Source organism: Geothrix limicola (genome assembly GCF_030268085.1).
Classification (GTDB): Bacteria; Acidobacteriota; Holophagae; order Holophagales; family Holophagaceae; genus Geothrix; species Geothrix limicola.
In genome coordinates this window covers 26,394-42,920 of the sequence record NZ_BSDE01000006.1, presented here as the reverse complement: position 1 = coordinate 42,920, position 16,527 = coordinate 26,394, and the positions used below count along the sequence as shown (strand labels likewise).

General features: G+C 64.7%; 19 protein-coding genes and 4 tRNA genes. 20 read left to right on the top strand and 3 right to left on the bottom strand.

What is annotated here, in order from left to right; genetic code table 11:
• Position 1: 1 nt before the first annotated feature.
• The gene (locus QSJ34_RS14325) at positions 2 to 1,381 is read right to left on the bottom strand and encodes a serine hydrolase domain-containing protein (protein WP_285576418.1); all 1,380 of its coding nucleotides are present in this window, start codon (positions 1,379 to 1,381) and stop codon (positions 2 to 4) included.
• Between the two features lie 196 nt (positions 1,382 to 1,577).
• Between QSJ34_RS14325 and QSJ34_RS14320 the strand changes: the two genes are divergently transcribed.
• Together QSJ34_RS14320 and QSJ34_RS14315 are read left to right on the top strand one after the other, a co-directional pair.
• Entirely contained in the window at positions 1,578 to 2,633 is a 1,056-nt protein-coding gene (locus QSJ34_RS14320; RefSeq protein ID WP_285576903.1) for an acyltransferase family protein, read from the top strand.
• A 124-nt stretch (positions 2,634 to 2,757) separates the two neighbouring features.
• Positions 2,758 to 3,138 (top strand): GxxExxY protein, encoded by a 381-nt coding sequence (locus tag QSJ34_RS14315; protein ID WP_285576417.1) that lies wholly within the window; start codon positions 2,758 to 2,760, stop codon positions 3,136 to 3,138.
• A gap of 23 nt (positions 3,139 to 3,161) precedes the next feature.
• Here the strand turns inward: QSJ34_RS14315 and QSJ34_RS14310 are convergent, their stop codons facing one another.
• Positions 3,162 to 4,604, bottom strand: a complete 1,443-nt coding sequence (locus QSJ34_RS14310; protein ID WP_285576415.1) for a helix-turn-helix domain-containing protein — start codon at positions 4,602 to 4,604, stop codon at positions 3,162 to 3,164.
• A 149-nt stretch (positions 4,605 to 4,753) separates the two neighbouring features.
• On the opposite strand from QSJ34_RS14310, the gene aceA reads away from it, so the two are divergent.
• The gene (aceA, locus tag QSJ34_RS14305) at positions 4,754 to 6,028 is read left to right on the top strand and encodes an isocitrate lyase (protein ID WP_285576413.1); all 1,275 of its coding nucleotides are present in this window, start codon (positions 4,754 to 4,756) and stop codon (positions 6,026 to 6,028) included.
• A gap of 43 nt (positions 6,029 to 6,071) precedes the next feature.
• Here aceA and QSJ34_RS14300 read toward each other — a convergent pair whose 3' ends face one another.
• Positions 6,072 to 6,923, bottom strand: a complete 852-nt coding sequence (locus tag QSJ34_RS14300) for an alpha/beta hydrolase (RefSeq protein WP_285576411.1) — start codon at positions 6,921 to 6,923, stop codon at positions 6,072 to 6,074.
• 99 nt (positions 6,924 to 7,022) lie between these two features.
• On the opposite strand from QSJ34_RS14300, the gene frr reads away from it, so the two are divergent.
• The 17 genes from frr to rplL all read left to right on the top strand — a co-directional run bounded on the left by frr (position 7,023) and on the right by rplL (position 16,524).
• Positions 7,023 to 7,598: a ribosome recycling factor gene (gene frr, locus QSJ34_RS14295; protein WP_285576409.1), complete on the top strand. Its 576-nt coding sequence runs from the start codon at positions 7,023 to 7,025 to the stop codon at positions 7,596 to 7,598.
• 119 nt (positions 7,599 to 7,717) lie between these two features.
• Positions 7,718 to 8,491, top strand: a complete 774-nt coding sequence (locus tag QSJ34_RS14290; protein ID WP_285576407.1) for a TSUP family transporter — start codon at positions 7,718 to 7,720, stop codon at positions 8,489 to 8,491.
• A 69-nt stretch (positions 8,492 to 8,560) separates the two neighbouring features.
• A complete protein-coding gene (locus QSJ34_RS14285) occupies positions 8,561 to 8,851 on the top strand; it encodes a hypothetical protein (protein WP_285576405.1) in 291 nt (96 codons plus the stop codon).
• Between the two features lie 165 nt (positions 8,852 to 9,016).
• The gene (locus QSJ34_RS14280; RefSeq protein ID WP_285576403.1) at positions 9,017 to 10,363 is read left to right on the top strand and encodes an OmpP1/FadL family transporter; all 1,347 of its coding nucleotides are present in this window, start codon (positions 9,017 to 9,019) and stop codon (positions 10,361 to 10,363) included.
• Positions 10,364 to 10,365: 2 nt separating this feature from the next.
• Positions 10,366 to 11,097: a 23S rRNA (guanosine(2251)-2'-O)-methyltransferase RlmB gene (gene rlmB, locus QSJ34_RS14275; RefSeq protein WP_285576402.1), complete on the top strand. Its 732-nt coding sequence runs from the start codon at positions 10,366 to 10,368 to the stop codon at positions 11,095 to 11,097.
• Positions 11,098 to 11,294: 197 nt separating this feature from the next.
• Positions 11,295 to 11,381, top strand: a tRNA-Tyr gene (locus QSJ34_RS14270).
• 43 nt (positions 11,382 to 11,424) lie between these two features.
• Positions 11,425 to 11,500 (top strand) — tRNA-Gly (locus QSJ34_RS14265).
• A 67-nt stretch (positions 11,501 to 11,567) separates the two neighbouring features.
• Positions 11,568 to 11,642 (top strand) — tRNA-Thr (locus QSJ34_RS14260).
• A gap of 55 nt (positions 11,643 to 11,697) precedes the next feature.
• Entirely contained in the window at positions 11,698 to 12,891 is a 1,194-nt protein-coding gene (gene tuf, locus QSJ34_RS14255; RefSeq protein WP_285576401.1) for an elongation factor Tu, read from the top strand.
• 32 nt (positions 12,892 to 12,923) lie between these two features.
• Positions 12,924 to 13,073 (top strand): 50S ribosomal protein L33, encoded by a 150-nt coding sequence (gene rpmG, locus QSJ34_RS14250; protein WP_285576399.1) that lies wholly within the window; start codon positions 12,924 to 12,926, stop codon positions 13,071 to 13,073.
• 55 nt (positions 13,074 to 13,128) lie between these two features.
• A tRNA-Trp gene (locus QSJ34_RS14245) sits at positions 13,129 to 13,204 on the top strand.
• 70 nt (positions 13,205 to 13,274) lie between these two features.
• Entirely contained in the window at positions 13,275 to 13,469 is a 195-nt protein-coding gene (gene secE, locus QSJ34_RS14240) for a preprotein translocase subunit SecE (RefSeq protein ID WP_285576397.1), read from the top strand.
• Between the two features lie 13 nt (positions 13,470 to 13,482).
• Complete coding sequence (nusG, locus tag QSJ34_RS14235) at positions 13,483 to 14,115, top strand: transcription termination/antitermination protein NusG (RefSeq protein WP_285576395.1); 633 nt, start codon at positions 13,483 to 13,485, stop codon at positions 14,113 to 14,115.
• Between the two features lie 221 nt (positions 14,116 to 14,336).
• Positions 14,337 to 14,768 (top strand): 50S ribosomal protein L11, encoded by a 432-nt coding sequence (gene rplK, locus QSJ34_RS14230; RefSeq protein ID WP_285576394.1) that lies wholly within the window; start codon positions 14,337 to 14,339, stop codon positions 14,766 to 14,768.
• Positions 14,769 to 14,904: 136 nt separating this feature from the next.
• Positions 14,905 to 15,597 carry a 50S ribosomal protein L1 gene (gene rplA, locus QSJ34_RS14225; RefSeq protein WP_285576392.1) on the top strand — a complete coding sequence of 231 codons (693 nt, stop codon included), beginning with the start codon at positions 14,905 to 14,907 and terminating at the stop codon, positions 15,595 to 15,597.
• A gap of 10 nt (positions 15,598 to 15,607) precedes the next feature.
• Positions 15,608 to 16,096, top strand: coding sequence for a 50S ribosomal protein L10 (rplJ, locus tag QSJ34_RS14220; protein WP_285576390.1), 489 nt, complete (start codon positions 15,608 to 15,610; stop codon positions 16,094 to 16,096).
• Positions 16,097 to 16,146: 50 nt separating this feature from the next.
• Positions 16,147 to 16,524 carry a 50S ribosomal protein L7/L12 gene (gene rplL, locus QSJ34_RS14215; protein ID WP_285576388.1) on the top strand — a complete coding sequence of 126 codons (378 nt, stop codon included), beginning with the start codon at positions 16,147 to 16,149 and terminating at the stop codon, positions 16,522 to 16,524.
• The last annotated feature ends 3 nt before the right edge of the window (positions 16,525 to 16,527 follow it).

The following is a 16,527-nucleotide window of genomic DNA, read 5'->3' as shown; positions in this document are numbered from 1 at the left end:
GCTAGGGAATCCGGTGGTAGACCGGGCCTGGGGCCCGGTCATCCCATGTCAGCAGGACGCTGGAGGGACGACCATCCTTCAGTTCGAAGCGGAGGCGGAGATCGGGCTCCTCATCGAAGAAGCACTCGGTGGGTGACAGCGGAGAGATGGGATCCGCGGGGCTGTTGGGGAAGGCACTGACGAGGCGGCCCTTCTCCAGTCGGATGGTGCGGATCCGGGATCCATTCGCGTACTGGCCGCACAGTCGGTTGAGCTCACCTTCAGACAGTCTGACGGCCTTGGGTTCCACGAGAGGGGTTCCGTTGGCCAAGGCTGCGACGCGCTTCGCCATGGAGTCGAGGCTGATATCCAGGCCTTCGCCGTTCTGGAGAATGGTGACAAGCACGCCCGATTTTGGCTGGTAAACCACTTCGGAATGGAAACCTGGAATGTCTCCGTTGCTTTGAAGGTAGGGATTCGCCGGCGTTCCGTGGGGACGCAGGCCGTAGCCGTAATGCGTGTTCCCACCGTCCTTCAGGTAAAAGGCCGTGGTCATGGCTTTGAGGCTGGCAGGTGAGAGGACTTTCCCTTGCTGGAGGGCCAGGGTCCAGCGGGCCACATCCTCGGTGGTGGAGTAGAAGGAACCACCCCCGAACCCCAGTTTGGGGCTGATGTAGGGAGCGGGCTTCGGACCCGAAACGTAGGCCTGCACGAGGCCGGGCACGAGGTTCGGGGTCTGATCGAAGGTGGTGTGGCTCATGCTGAGGGGTTTGAAGAACTGAGCTTCCACGTACTCGGCATAGGGTTGTTTAGCCTGCCGTTCGATGATCATGGCGAGCAGGGTGTAGTTCACGGTGGCGTAGGTGAAACCGGTGCCGGGTTCGTAAAGCAGCGGCTTCGCCTGGGCCACCGCGAGGAGTTGTGCAGGGCTGAGGTCTTCCCGCTCGCGGCGCTGGAAGGCGGGGTCGTTCCAGAGGTTGTCGATGCCGGAGGTATGGGTGAGCAGGTGCTCCACCGTGATGGCAGCCCAGGCGGCCGGGACCTCCGGCAGGTAGCGACGGACCGGGGCTTTCACGTCGACCTGGCCTTGTTCCGCCAACCGCAAGATCGCTGCGGCGGTGAACTGTTTGCCCACGGAAGCCACGTGGAAGATCGAGTCCGGCTTCATGGGGACCCCCAGTTCCAGGCTGGCGAGGCCATAGCTCTTGCGCAGCAGAACCTGGCCCTCTTTCAGCACCAGCACGGCGGCGCCGGGAGCTGTGGGTTTGAAGAAGGTCTGCAGGTAGGCATCCATGGCTCCGGCTGTCGTCGTGGCACCGGGAGCCGAGGGGAAGGCAGGCGCCTGGGCCTGCAGGAAACCGCCGAGGGCTGCGGACAGCATCAAAACGGGAACAAATCGCATGGGACTCCGGGGCAGGGTCCACAGGAAGGTCGTGGATGGCTGGTCAGGGTGCTACGAGGGGTTCGGGAGATGGGGTTAGCTGGGTCCGGACCTCTTTCCAGGAAAGAAAAACTGTAGCGAGCGGCTTGGGCCCTATCCTGATCAAGGTTCATCGGTGTTCCTGTTTCCCTGAAGTCCTGGAGGCTGTTTGGCTGACGTGCCCGTGAAAGCCGCTTCTCCGCGCCTCGGCCTGCTGGATCCCCTGCGCGGCATTCTCGCGCTGTGCGTGGCGGTGTACCACCTCAGCGTCTGGTTCGATCTGACGCGCTCAGGTTCGGGCGAGAACATGGCCATCGCCAAGCTGGGGAACTACGGCGTGTCGGCCTTCTTCGTGCTGAGCGGCTTCCTGCTCTTCCGCACGGCCTCCTGGCCGCGCATCCAGAAGGAGGGCGTCGGCCGCTTCTGGCTGCGGCGCTTCCTGCGGCTGGCGCCGGTCTTCTACCTGGTCTGCGCCTTGAACGTGATCTTCCACCTGGGCATGGGGCCCGAGCCTTCGCTGCGCTTCATCCTCGAAAACCTCACCCTCACCTTCGGCGCCATCCACCCCAACCATGCCCTGGTCACGGGTGGCTGGTACGTGGGCCTGGTGGCACTGCTCTACTTCGCCTACCCGGCCCTGGCCTGGTTGCGGGAGAAGGCCGGCCCCCGGGGTGGACTGGTCTTTCTGTTTGCGCTGGCGCTGGGGCTGTGGATGTGGAGCCTGCCTTCGACGCTTCACGGCGTGATGGATCAGGAGCGCTGGAATCGTTTCCACACCTACGTGCTGGCGCCCAACCAGGTCTTCCTGTTGGCCTGGGGCGGCCTGTTGGCGGGATGTCATCAAGCCACGGAAAGGCGGCTTGAACCCAAGCTGGCACTGCTCCTGGCCCTTCCGCTGTTGTGGGTGTTGTTGCGCCCCGCGCCCCAGTTCTTCGATCACCTGGTGGCCCTCACGGGTTGGATCCGCTACCGCTACCTGCTGACGGTGACGGGCCTGGTGGCCATCGCGGCCTTCTCGCGAAACGTCGAGCCAGGCCGGTTCGGCAAGCTCCTGTCACGGCTCGGCGATTGGAGCTTCGGCCTCTACCTGCTGCACCCTTTCACCATGAAACTGGTGGCGCCGCACCTGGCGGGTCAGTGGGGCTTCAACCTGGCGCTGGCATTGGCCGTGTTCGGTGCCGCGCTGGTGCACCGGTGGATCGAAGAACCTGCAGGGCGGCTAGGGCGGGGTTAAAACCGCATTCCGACTCGTTTTTCTTTTGCCCGGATGAAGGGGATAAAGGGGATTTAACTACAAGGCATCTTTCCCATTCCCGTTCATCTCCTTCATCCTGGCTAACAATTTCTTGGAGCCAGATGTGAGCATCGACGATTCCCTGACGGAACGGATCATCGGGTGTGCCTACCAGGTGGCCAACTCGTTGGGGCCAGGCTTTCTCGAGAAAGTCTACGAGAACGCCCTGGCCCACGAATTGCGGAAGGCTGGCCTCTCCGTCATTCAGCAGCAAGGCATCGAAGTCCGCTACGACGCCATTGTCGTGGGCGATTTTGTTGCAGACCTGGTCGTGGAAGGGGCCGTGATCATCGAACTCAAAGCCACCCGCGACCATGCGGACTTTTACACCGCCCAGTGCCTCAACTACCTGAAGGCCACCGGAAAACCCATATGCCTTCTAATCAACTTTGGTCGGGCCAAACTCGATATCCGCCGCTATGAGCGGAAACCCGTAGTCGAGTAGTTCTAATCGAAAATCAGGTTGTTTCATTGCCCCTCGATGCGGGCGTAGAAGCTGGTGCGGCGAAGGTTCTCTTCGACCTTGAAGGCCTGCTGCAGGGGCGGGAAGGCGCGCTGTTCGCAGTCCGTGCGCTCGCAGAGGCGACAGGTGACGCCGATGGGCACGGGGGGCTGATCGAGGCGCAGGCCGTCGGCGTAGATGAGCTCCTTGGCGTGGCCCATGTCGCAGCCCAGACCCACGGCCTGCATGGCGTGTTGGCCGCGGTAGCCACCCGTGTCCTTCTGCAGGGTGCGGGCGATGCAGAAGTACTTGCGCCCGTCGGGCATCTCGCTGATCTGCGTGCGGATGAGGCCCGGGGTGAGGAAGGCCGCGTGGGCGTTCCAGCGCGGACAGGCACCCGAGAAGCGCGCGAACCGGATGCCCGAGGCCGAGAAGCTCTTCGAGATGTTGCCGGCGATGTCGAGCCGCAGGAAGTGGAAGGGCACGCCTTCGGCGCCCGGGCGCCGCAGCGTTGTCAGCCGGTGGCAGACCTGCTCGAAGCTGGCCTGGAAGCGGCGGGCCAGGATGTCGATGTCGTAGCGCTCGAGCTTGGCCGCCCGGAAGAACCGGTCGTAGGGCATGAGCACGGCGCTGGCGAAATAGTTGGCGAGCGCCACGCGGGCCAGGCCGCGGGAGGCCGATGTGCGCAGCTGCGGATGATCCGTGAGGCGGTCCAGCAGGTCGCTGTGATCGAGCAGGGCGAGCTGATGGGCCAGCTGGAAGGTGCGGCTGCGCTGGGGCAATAGCTCCGAGAGGCTGAGGGTGCGGCGGTCCGGATCGAAGCGCCGCAGCAGGCCCGGGCCCTCGGAGACGCGGTGGATGCGCAGCTGGATGCCGCGCGCCTCGAAGGCGGATACGAGGCCCGGGTAGGGGTTGTTCTCATCCAGTCCGGGGCTGGTCCAGAGGGATTCCGCCGCGGTTTCCAACTCGGGGAAATGGTTCATGGTCTGCTGGATGAAGTCGCCCACCTCCTCCGAAGGAAGGCGGGTGGCCTCGGGGTCGTAGCCCTGGCCGTCGCTGAGCTTGGCCGACAGGGTGCCGAGGCTGTCCTGGCTGTGCTGGTAGGCCCGGTACAGCTCGAAGACGGCGCGGCCCAGCTGGGGGTTGTTCTGGACGAGCTCGCGCACGTCCTGGGCCTGCAGGCCCATGGGTTCGAACAGGGGGTCGCCGAAGACCTCCATGAGGTCGTCGGAAAGCCGCTGGTCCTCCTCCGGGGCCAGGGCCTTCAGATCCAGCTTGAACTGCTGGGCCAGGCGGATGAGCAGGGGGGCCGTGAGGGGGCGCTTGTTTCCTTCGATGAGGTTGAGGTAGCTGGGGCTGATGCTCAGGGCCTCGGCCAGCTGGACCTGGCTCAAGCCCTCCTGGCGGCGGAGGAGGCGGATCTTGGCGCCGAGGCGCGCGGCAGGCTTGCTGGGGGCGGCGGAGGGCATGGGACCTCGTTTACATGAATTTACAAATCACAAAAGTTGACTTGACTAAAATTTTCAATTCAACCCCTATCAAATCAGCTCTTCATTGACTGGCGAAAGAATAAGTCAATCTTTGACATCACACCACCCCAAACCTTTTCGAGGTAGCCATGACCCCCCGTTTCCCCATCCCCCCCATCGAAGACGATTTCTCGACCCACCGTTGGGAGGGCATCACCCGACCCTATGGTCCCGAGACCGTGAAGAAGCTCCGCGGCAGCCTCCGCATCGAGCACACCCTGGCCCAGATGGGCGCGCGCAAGCTCTGGAAGCTGCTCCAGAACGACGACGCCACCCGCGCCCTCGGTGCCCTCAGCGGCGGCCAGGCGGTGCAGATGGCCAAGGCCGGCCTCAAGGCCATCTACTGCTCGGGCTGGCAGGTGGCCGCCGACGCGAACCTGTCGGGTCAGACCTACCCCGACCAGAGCCTCTACCCGGCCAACTCAGTGCCGGCCCTCGTGAAGCGGCTGAACGGCGCGCTCCAGCGGGCGGACCAGGTGGAGCACGGCGAGGGTGGCATCAGCCGCGACTGGTTCCTGCCCATCGTCGCGGATGCCGAGGCGGGCTTCGGCGGACCCCTGAACGCCTACGAGCTGATGAAGGGCATGATCGAGGCGGGCGCCGCGGGCGTCCACTTCGAGGATCAGCTCTCCAGCGAAAAGAAGTGCGGCCACCTGGGCGGCAAGGTGCTCATCCCCACGGGCCACTTCATCCGCACCCTCGTGGCGGCCCGCCTGGCGGCGGACGTCATGGACGTGCCCACCCTCATCATCGCCCGCACGGACGCCGATTCGGCCCGCCTCATCACCTCCGACATCGATGACCGGGACCGGCCCTTCCTCACGGGCGAGCGCACGCCCGAAGGCTTCCACCGCATCACGGGCGGCGTCCAGATGGCCATCGCCCGGGCCAAGGCCTACGCGCCCTACGCCGACCTCATCTGGTGCGAGACCTCGACGCCGGACCTGAAAGAGGCCCGCGAATTCGCCGAGGGCGTGCACGCCGAGTTCCCCGGCAAGCTGCTGGCCTACAACTGCTCGCCCTCCTTCAACTGGAAGAAGAAGCTTTCGGACGAGGAGATCGCGACGTTCCAAAAGGAACTGAACGCCATGGGCTACAAGTTCCAGTTCATCACTCTGGCGGGCTTCCACAGCCTCAACCACGGCATGTTCGAACTGGCCAACGCCTACCGCACCGAGCACATGACGGCCTACGCGCGCCTGCAGGAGGCCGAGTTCGCCTCCGAAGAGCGTGGCTACACGGCCACCAAGCACCAGCGCGAAGTGGGCACCGGCTACTTCGACGAGGTGGCCCAGGCCATCAGCGGCGGAGTGGCGTCGACACTGGCCCTGGTGGGTTCCACCGAGGCGCAGCAGTTCCACTAGGGAAAGCTCTGGCCGGAGTCGTTTGAAGCGACTCCGGCCGGGCCTACTTCTTGGCTTCGCCCTTGGTCCGTTCGGCCAGGGTCTCGTCATTGATGACGTTCTTCGGGGTGCCGGCGGACTTGGTGGAGGTCGTGGCCACGGCCTCTCCCGTGTGGTGATAGGTGAGGTATTCCCCGAAGAAGATGGCCATGAGCTCGGCCCGTTCTTTGAGATAGGCGAAGCCGTGGGCGTCGCCTTCCACGAAGTTCAGGGCCACGCCCGGAAGATCCTTCAGGCTGGCGGCGTTCTCGGCAGCTTCCTTGTCGGCGGTGGAGGCGAGGATCAGAGTCGAGGCGCGGCTGCGAAGCACGGCGCCCTTCAGCTTTTCGCGGGCCCCCGACCCGAAGGCCTCGCTTCCGGCGGGGCTGAGGCAGAGTACGGACACGGGCTTCACCTCGGGGGCGGCGAGCAGCGCGGCGAAAGCCCCCAGGCTGGCGCCGGTGAGGCCGATGCGACGGCCGTCCACGCCGGGTTGTTTGCGGAGCCAGGCGGCGGCCTGGGCCAGGTCGGCGGGGATGTGCTCGAAGCCCACGGCCTTGGCCGAGGCTGCGAAATCCCTGGAGACCGCCACCTCGGCGCCGTTTTTCTGAGTGCTGGCGCCATGACCCCTCAGGTCCAGGGCGAGGGTGCCGATGCCGCGGGCCGCGAGGCGCTCCGCGAGGGGCGCCCAGCCGCTGCGGTCCGAGCCGAACTGGTGGGCCAGGATCACGACGGGGACCTTGCCCTTCGCGGCGGGGAGGAAGAGCGTGCCCTTGAGGGCGAAGCCGTCGGCGCTGGTCAGGGCCATCTCCGTCGAGGCGGGGGCAGCGACCAGGGTCAGGGACGCCAAGGGGGCCAGCAGGCGAAGCGTGCGCATGGGGACCTCGGGAAAGTGCCTCACTCTAGCACGCAGCGGAGAACCTGCGGGGGGAGCCCCCGTGTTGTATAAAGGAAGGCTGTACTCCACGAGGTGCCCATGTCCGCCCAGACCCCCGACGTCATCCTTCAAGAGACCAAGCGCCGCATGCACGCGTCCGTGGAGGCGCTGAAGAAGGAGATGGCCACCATCCGGACGGGCCGGGCCAACGCCAGCCTGCTGGACAACGTGCACGTCGAGTACTACGGCTCCATGGTGCCCGTGAACCAGATGGCCACCGTGTCGGTGCCCGAGGCGGGCATGCTCGTGGTCCAGCCCTTCGACAAGAGCGCCATCAAGGCCATCGAGACGGCCATCCTCAAATCCGAACTGGGCATCAATCCGGGCAACGACGGCAACGTCATCCGCCTGCCCATCCCCATGCTCACGGAGGAGCGCCGCAAGGAGCTGGTGAAGGTGCTCCACCGCCTGGGCGAGGAGATCAAGACCGGCGTGCGCAACATCCGCCGCGACGCCAATGAGGACGTGAAGAAGCTCGAGAAGGCAAAGGAAGGCCACATCTCCGAAGACGCGGCGAAGAAGGCCCTGGAGGACATCCAGAAGCTGACCGACGTCCACATCAAGGAGATCGACGAGGCCATGAAGGTGAAAGAGGCCGAGATCCTCAAAGTCTGACCCCACCGGGTGGCGGAGCACGCTGCTGTGCAGCGCGCGAAGCCGGGACCCGGCGAGGGTCAGAATCACGCCCGCGTGGGACGAGGTCCGGCGAGGGCATTGAACAGGATGTCTGCTTCGTGCCTTCCCTTTCCGCCCTCGCCCTTCTCGCGCTCGCCGCGCTCCTGGCGGGTTTCATCGACGCCGTCGTGGGCGGGGGCGGGCTGATCACGGTGCCGGCCCTGATGATCGGGTTGCCGGCGGGCACGCCGCTGCCCACCCTGCTCGGCACGAACAAGGTGGTGGCCTGCACGGGCACCACCATGGCCGCGGGGAAGTTCCTGCGCTCGGGAACGCTCTCGTGGCGCGAAATGATCGGGCCGGTGCTGGCCTCGGCCCTTGGCGCATCTGGCGGTGTCTGGCTCACCTACCGCATGCACGGGGACTTCCTGCGACCGGTGATGCTGGGCCTCCTGGTAGCCATGCTGGCCTTCACCCTGCTCAAGCCCGACCTCGGCCACCTGCACGCGCCACGGTTCGGCCAGGGGCATCAGCGCGGCCTCGCGGCCCTCATCGCCCTGGCCCTGGGCTTCTACGACGGTTTCTTCGGTCCCGGTACCGGCTCGCTGCTGATCTTCCTCTTCGTGGCCATCCTCGGGTTCGACTTCCTGCGGTCTTCGGCCATGGCCAAGAGCGTGAACTGGGCCTCGAACCTGACGGCCATGGGCCTCTTCGTGTGGCAGGGCAGCTGGATCCCCTCCGTCGCCCTGGGCATGGCCGTCGCAAACGGGGTGGGGGGCTACCTCGGCGCCCACGTGGCCCTCAGCAAAGGCAGCGGCTGGGTGCGCGGCGTGTTCATCGGCGTGGTGTCCGTGCTGATCCTCCGGCTGGGGTGGCAGACGCTCCGGGGCTGATCGACCGTTGGAGGGCCTCTTCGAGCTTCTCCATGCAGAAGGATCGTTCCCGGTTATGCTGATCCCTCCATGCCTGTTTCCCGACCCCGTCCCTTCGCCTGGGACGTCCTCTTTCGAGCGCTGAGGTTCTTCTACCTGCTGTGGGGCGGGATGCTTCTGTCTACGCTCGCCTTCTACGGAAGGCTGAAGCTGCCCTCCCTGTTCTGGCATTGGCCGGGCTTCTGCCGGGCCATCACCGGGCCCTGGGGGCGTGCCCTGGCCCTGGGCTTCGGCCTCGTGATGTGCCTGGCGGCCCTCCTGGAGGTCTGGGAGCTGGTGGACCGCCTGCTGGTCCGCTTCATGGGCGAGTCCGACCACTGATCCGGGCGCCGTTTGGAACACTTCTCTTGGTGAATTGGCCCCTTTTGGCGATCCTGGAGCCTTGGGTTTGAACCCTTTCGGGGTTCGAGCCATTCAAGAAGCGTGCATCAGGCAAGCAGCGTGTATCGGGAGGCGTCGGGTATGGCCCTAGTGGTTCGTGGAGTGATGGGAATGGGACTGGTGCTGGGCGTGGGCGCCCTGCCGGTGGCCGCTCAAAGCATGGCCCTTCCGGCCGCCGATCCCGCCGGCATCGCGCGCGGCGGCACACAGGTGGCCTACGGCTACAGCCTGGAGGCCGCAGCCACTAATCCCGCCCTGTTGGCCTCGCTCAAGGAGAAGGGCGGCATCTACATCGCGGCTGGGCTGGAGTCGTCATCCTTCCAGCAGAGCCTCGAGGCCGACCAGGTATCCCGGTTCAGTTTCGACCGCAACCGCAGCATCGGTGGCTTCGGCATGGCCACGCGGCTCTCTTCGACGCTCACCCTGGGCCTGAAGGCCGACAATCCCTATCTCCGCCATGGGAAGTTCGAGGATACGGCGCCGAGCCGCTACTACGGCGACGGCCTCGATCTGTCCGCGCGGCGGATGGAATTCCAGGCGGCCTGGGCCTTCAATCCGAACTTCTCCGTGGGCATCGGGGTGGGGGCCGCGCGCCTCTCCTTCGAATCCACCCACGTGGTGCGACTGAACCTGCCCGATGATCCGACCCTTCCGGCCTCCTCGACGAATGCCGTGGATGGACTCGTGGAGCAGCGGGTCGGTCAGAGCGGGAACAAGGTCGTGCCCAGCTACTCCCTTGGTGCCCGCTGGGCCCTCAACCCCCGGTGGACCCTGGGCTTTGCGCACCAGTCCGGACTCAAGGGTGACCTCGACATGAAGGCGGGATTCCGGGACGCGAACCTGGGGCTCTACGGCAACAACGGCTTCAGGCCCGCCCCGGTGGGCGCAGAAGCCCGGGCCGCAATCCTGCTGGCGCGGGCTCAGGTGCTTCCGGGCCACGGCACCCTGGAGCTGCCTTCGCAGACCACCCTTGGTGTGCGCCATCGCTTCATGCCGATCCTGACCTGGGAAGCGGATCTCCGATGGACCTCGGCCAGTCTGCAGATGCCTTCCTTTTCGACGGTGCAGACGCCTTCGGGCCTGACCTCGGCCCCGGCCGAACTGCCCAGGGGCAAGAGCCACTTGGGCGTGAGCGCCTCGGCGGAACTGGAGCTCGGGAAGTTCTGGACCCTGCGGGGCGGCATTTCCCTCGATCAGCGCAGCGTGGATGAAAGCCGCACCGAACCCCTGCTGGGCGGCTCGAACTCGGCAACCTTCTCCTTCGGCGCCGGCTACAAGATGTGGGGCGGAGAGCTGAGCATCGGCTACCAGTACCGTCAGAGCGAAGACCAGGACACCCACCGCCTGACGGGAGACTGGGGCGCCTCGGGATTCGTGGCCACCCCCATCAACCGGGTGCGCATGGAAGGCATGGGGCACCTGGTGGCCCTCGGCTTCAAGAAGATGTTCTAGCCATGCGCTACCTGGGTCCCCACGCCTGCGAAGAGGCGCTATCCCGGGGGGAGCTGCACAGCCTGTGGATCGCTCCCGCCGCCTTCAACCGCGTGGCGAAGCTGGTCTCCGAAGCCCGTGCCGCCGGCGTGGTGGTGCATCGCGATCCCATGGAAAGCCTGGATCGCCGGGCTCAGGGACAACGGCACCAGGGCGTGCTGGGGGAGGGCGGACCCTTCGCCTACACGGACTTCGAGGCCGTCACCGCAGCGGTGAAGGCCAAGGGCAACGCGGCGCTCGTGCTGGCGCTGGACGGTGTCACCGATCCCCACAACCTGGGCGCCATCCTGCGCTCCGCCGCGGCCGCCGCCGTGGACGGCGTGATCCTGCCGGAGCGGCGCTCCGCCGCCGTGAATGAGACCGTCGTCCGCGCCAGCGCAGGCACGGCGGGCCGGGTGCCCGTGTGCCGCGTGGTGAACCTGGGCCGCGCTCTCGATGACCTGAAGGAAGCTGGGGCCTGGATCTACGGGCTGGCCGCGGGCGAAGGCAGCCGCGACTACCTGGGCGAGGCCTTCGACCGGGCCACGGTGCTTGTCATGGGCGCCGAAGGGGAAGGGCTCCACCTCAAGATCCGCGAGCGCTGCGATGGCCTGCTGCACATCCCCATGCCCGGCGGCATCGAGAGTTTGAACGTGTCCGCCGCGGCCGCCATCACCTTGTTTCGCGTGCTCGCGCGGCGCGGGCACAGCGCTTGACCTGGGCGCTTGACCTCGGCCGCCGAGAAGTTTCCTCTTGAGGCCGTTCCGTTGCCGTGATACCTTTCGAGTTCCCTGTCAGGAAAGCCCTGCCTCGCAGTGACCCTGACACGGCGCCCCAAGGGGTTCCGTCGGGAAGCTTTCCGGATGCTTCCGGAAGGCATTGACAAGCCCCGGGAGGGGCGCTGGACAAGCATGCCGAGATGGCCGAGTGGTTAATGGCAGCAGACTGTAAATCTGCCACGCAACGCGTTACGGAGGTTCGAATCCTTCTCTCGGCACCAGTCCCCTTTGTTGGGACGACTGGGTCCCGTCCACGGAGTTACCGCGGGAATAGCTCAGTTGGTAGAGCGTCAGCCTTCCAAGCTGAATGTCGCGGGTTCGAACCCCGTTTCCCGCTCCACCCTCCCCGTCCGCCGGTTCCGCCCGGCTGATGGAAAGGCCCCCGCCTCGCGGCGGGAAGGTTCAAAGCCCACATAGCTCAGCGGTAGAGCACTTCCTTGGTAAGGAAGAGGTCACCGGTTCAAGCCCGGTTGTGGGCTCCACCTTTTTGCATCGCACTTCTCCTTCATCTTCTCTCCCACCCTTCAGGAGGTATCCGTGGCCAAAGAGAAATTCGACCGCTCGAAGACCCACGTCAACATCGGCACCATCGGGCACGTGGATCACGGCAAAACGACGCTGACCGCTGCCATCACGTTCGTGCTTTCCAAGAAGTTCGGTGGCGAGACCAAGTCCTACGACCAGATCGACTCCGCGCCCGAGGAAAAGGCCCGCGGGATCACGATTAACACCGCCCACGTCGAGTACCAGACCGACAAGCGCCACTACGCGCACGTCGACTGCCCCGGCCACGCGGACTACGTGAAGAACATGATCACCGGTGCGGCCCAGATGGACGGCGCCATCCTCGTGGTCGCCGCCACCGACGGCCCCATGCCCCAGACCCGTGAGCACATCCTGCTCGCCCGTCAGGTCGGCGTGCCCTACATCGTTGTCTTCATGAACAAGATCGACATCGCCGATCCCGAGCTCGCCGAGCTGGTCGAGATGGAAATCCGCGACCTGCTGTCCTCTTACCAGTACCCCGGCGACGAGATCCCCATCATCAAGGGTTCCGCCCGTCTGGCCCTGGATCACGCCGAGACGCCCGATCATCCGGACTGCGCCTGCATCCATGAGCTCATGGCTGCCGTCGACGCCTACATTCCCGATCCCGTCCGCGCCATCGACAAGCCCTTCATCATGCCCGTCGAGGACGTGTTCACGATCACCGGCCGCGGCACCGTGGTGACCGGCCGCATCGAGCAGGGCATCGTCAAGGTCGGCGAGGAAATCGAAATCATCGGCCTCAAGGACACCGTCAAGAAGGTCGTGACCGGCGTCGAGATGTTCCGCAAGTCCCTGGATCAGGGCCAGGCTGGTGACAACGCCGGCATCCTGCTCCGCGGCGTGGAGCGCAAGGATGTGGAGCGCGGTCAGGTGCTCGCCAAGCCCGGCAGCATCACCCCCCACACCAAGTTCAATGCCCAGGTCTACGTGCTGACGAAGGAAGAGGGCGGACGCCACACTCCCTTCTTCAACAAGTACCGCCCCCAGTTCTACTTCCGCACCACCGACGTGACCGGCTCCATCGAGCTCGAGGCCGGCCGTGAAATGGTGATGCCTGGCGACAACGTCACCCTGACGGTTGAGCTGATCCAGCCCATCGCCATGGACAAGGGCCTGAAGTTCGCCATCCGCGAGGGTGGTCGCACGGTGGGCGCCGGCAACGTGGGCGAGATCCTGGCCTAAGCCAGAACCGCCCTCCGACTTAGGAGGTCCCAATGCGCGACATCATTCACCTGCAGTGCCAGGAATGCAAGCGTAAGAACTACAGCACCACCAAGAACAAGAAGACCACCACGGGCAAGCTTGAATTCAACAAGTTCTGCCGTTTCTGTGGCGGTTACAAGATTCACCGCGAGTCGAAGTAAGACTCCGGTCCGAGGGTTTCCCGCCCGGCTCCTACCAGACGCCGGGCGGTCCCACAGGGGAGTAGCTCAGCTGGTAGAGCAGCGGACTCCAAATCCGCAGGTCGCGGGTTCGAAACCTGTCTCCCCTGCCAATTCCCCGGCCCCGGCGATCTCGCTCGGGGCCAGGTTTTTCAGATCGACATCCTTTCCACGGGGTCCATCGTGATCGGTGCCATCAAGCAACAGGCCAAGGATCTCTTCGCCGAACTCGATCGAGTGGATTGGCCCAGCAAGGAGAAGGTGATGACCTCCGCCTGGACCGTGGCCATCGTCTCGGTGTTCGTTGGGGTCTACCTCTGGTCCGTGGACTGGGTCTTCTCCAAGGGCTTTGCGGTGCTGTGGATGAAGACTCGCTGAAGCGGAGGCAGACATGAGCGATCTCGTGAGCACCCCCCAGGACACGGCCGCGCAGCCTCAGGGCCGCGAGCTGAAGTGGTTCATCATCCACACCTATTCCGGCTATGAGGCCAAGGTGATGGAGCACCTCCGTCAGCGCATCAAGATGGAAGAGCGCGACGACAACTTCGGCGACATCCAGATCCCCGAAGAGACCTACGAGGAAATGAAGGTCGACGCCAAGTCCGGCAAGAAGGAGCGCGTCGTCAAGAAGCGCAAGTCGTTCCCTGGCTACCTGCTCGTGCAGATCCAGGTGGAGCGCAAGCCCGACGGCTCGGTGGAGATGGCGGATGCCGACTGGCACCTCGTGCGCAACACACCGAAGGTGACGAGCTTCGTGGGCGCCAACAAGAAGCGCCCCACGCCCCTGACGGATGAGGAAGTCCGCCAGATCATGCACCACACCGAAGAGACCCAGGAAAAGCCCAAGCCGAAGTACCACTTCGAAAAGGGCGAGAAGGTCCGCATCATCGATGGACCCTTCGCCAACTTCGAAGGCGACGTGGAAGAGATCCACGAAGAGCGCTCGACCATCAAGGTCATGGTCACGGTCTTCGGCCGCTCTACGCCCGTCGAGCTGGACTTCATCCAGGTCGAGAAGCGGTAGGACGAAACGGTTCGGGGAAGCGCGCTGCGTGCTGGACCCCGGAGCTGGACTCGGATTTTCTTAATCGTCTGAAGACTTTTCCAGTCCCTTTTGATAGACTTTTCAGTCCCGGTCCCTTCGGACCGGGACCTTTTCAAACCCGGTCGGCGGCCATTTAGGCTCGCCACCCTCAAGGCGGGCGTCGCCGGCATGCGCCGGAATCCCCCGCGGGAGATTCAAACATGGCAAAGAAGATCACTGGCTACATCAAGCTGCAGCTGCCCGCGGGTGAAGCCACGCCTGCGCCTCCCGTCGGTCCCGCGCTGGGCCAGCACGGCGTCAACATCATGGAGTTCGTGAAGCAGTTCAACGCGAAGTCCGTGACCGCCGTGGAGAAGGGCACTACGCTGCCCGTCGTCATCACCGTCTACGCCGACCGCAGCTTCAGCTTCATCCTGAAGACCCCGCCCGCCGCCGTGCTGATCAAGAAGAAGATCGGCCTCGACAAGGGCAGCGCCACGCCCAACAAGACCAAGGTCGGCAAGATCACCAAGGCTCAGCTCGCCGAGATCGCCAAGGTGAAGATGCCCGACCTCACGGCCGGCAGCCTCGAAGCCGCCGTCCGTTCCATCGCCGGCTCCGCCCGCTCCATGGGCGTCGACGTCATCGATTAGGCCAGCTTTTCTCGCGTGGGTCCCAAGCCCACGCGAACCTCATTTTTGATTTTGTTTTTTTGTTGGAAAGCCGCGTCGTGCGGCGATCCCGGCCACCGCGACCGTCATCGCGGGAGATTGTTCGAATGGAGCCAATATGGCAAAACCTGGAAAGAAGTACCGGGCTGCCGCGGCCAAGATCGAAGATCGCCCCTACGAGCTGAAGGACGCTCTGACCGTCGTGAAGGACACGGCTTACGCCAAGTTCGACGAAACGGTTGAAGTGCACATGAGGCTCGGTGTGGATCCCCGGCACGCGGACCAGATGGTTCGCGGCACCATCGTCCTGCCCCACGGAACGGGCAAGACCATGCGTGTGGCGGTGATCGCGGGCGGCGAGAAGATCAAGGAAGCGGAAGCGGCGGGCGCCGAGATCGTGGGCGGGGACGAGCTGGTCGAGAAGATCGCCGGCGGATTCCTGGACTTCGATGCACTCGTGGCGACCCCCGACATGATGAAGGGCGTTGGACGTCTGGGCAAAGTGCTCGGTCCCCGCGGCCTCATGCCCAACCCCAAGACCGGAACCGTGACTTTCGACGTGGTCAAGGCCATCAAGGAAATCAAGGCCGGCAAGGTGGAATACCGTGTCGACAAGACCGGCATCATCCACGCGCCCGTGGGCAAGCTCTCCTTCGGCGTCGAGAAGCTGGAAGAGAACGCCAAGGCGCTCATCGATGCCGTTCACAGGGCCAAGCCCGCCACGGCGAAGGGCAAGTACGTGAAGACGATGTATATCGCCTCCACCATGGGCCCGTCGGTCACCCTCAACACTGCAAGCGTTGAGAAGTAGGAGACTGACCATGGAAAAGAATCAGAAAATCGCTGAAGTCGCCGAACTCAAGAACACGTTCTCCACTGCCACCTCGGCGGTCGTGATCGAATTCAAGGGGCTCGTGGTCGGGAAGGACACCTCCTTCCGCAAGAGCGTCCGTGAGAGCAAGGCCCAGTACCGCGTCAGCAAGAACACCCTGCTCCGCCTGGCCGTGAAGGACACCTCCTTCGAAGCCCTCGGCGATTCCTTCAAGGGCTGCAGTGCCGTCGCCACCACCAGCGAAGACGTCATCGCGCTGGCCAAGGCCGTCAACGGCTTCCTGAAGGATAATCCTGCGGCGACCTTCAAGGCCGGCGTCATGGATGGCAAGCTGTTCGACGCCAAGCAGCTCCAGGTCCTCGCGGACCTGCCCAGCCGCGAGGTGCTCATCGCCAAGCTGCTCTACCTCATGCAGTACCCCATCTCCGGTCTGGCGGTCGCCCTCGAAGGCATCCGCAAGCAGAAGGCCGGCGAGTAGCGCCCCAACCCCGAATCCAAAACCTCATTTTCGAATTTTAGGAGGCCATCATGGCTCTCACTGCCGATCAGCTCATCGCTGAAATCGAAACCATGACCGTCCTTGACCTGGCGAACCTGGTCAAGGCCCTCGAGGACCGCTTCGGCGTGTCCGCCGCTGCCATGGCCGCTCCCGCGGCCGGCGGCGCTGCTCCGGCCGTTGCCGCCGAAGAGCAGACCGAGTTCAACGTCATCCTGGCCGACGCCGGCGCCAACAAGCTGAACGTCATCAAGGCCGTCCGCGAGATCGTCGCCGGCCTGGGCCTCAAGGAAGCCAAGGACCTGGTCGATGGCGCCCCCAAGGCCGTCAAGGAAGGCGTGGCCAAGGACGAAGCTGCCAAGATCAAGGAAAAGCTCGAAGCCGCTGGCGCCAAGGTCGAAATCAAGTAGTTT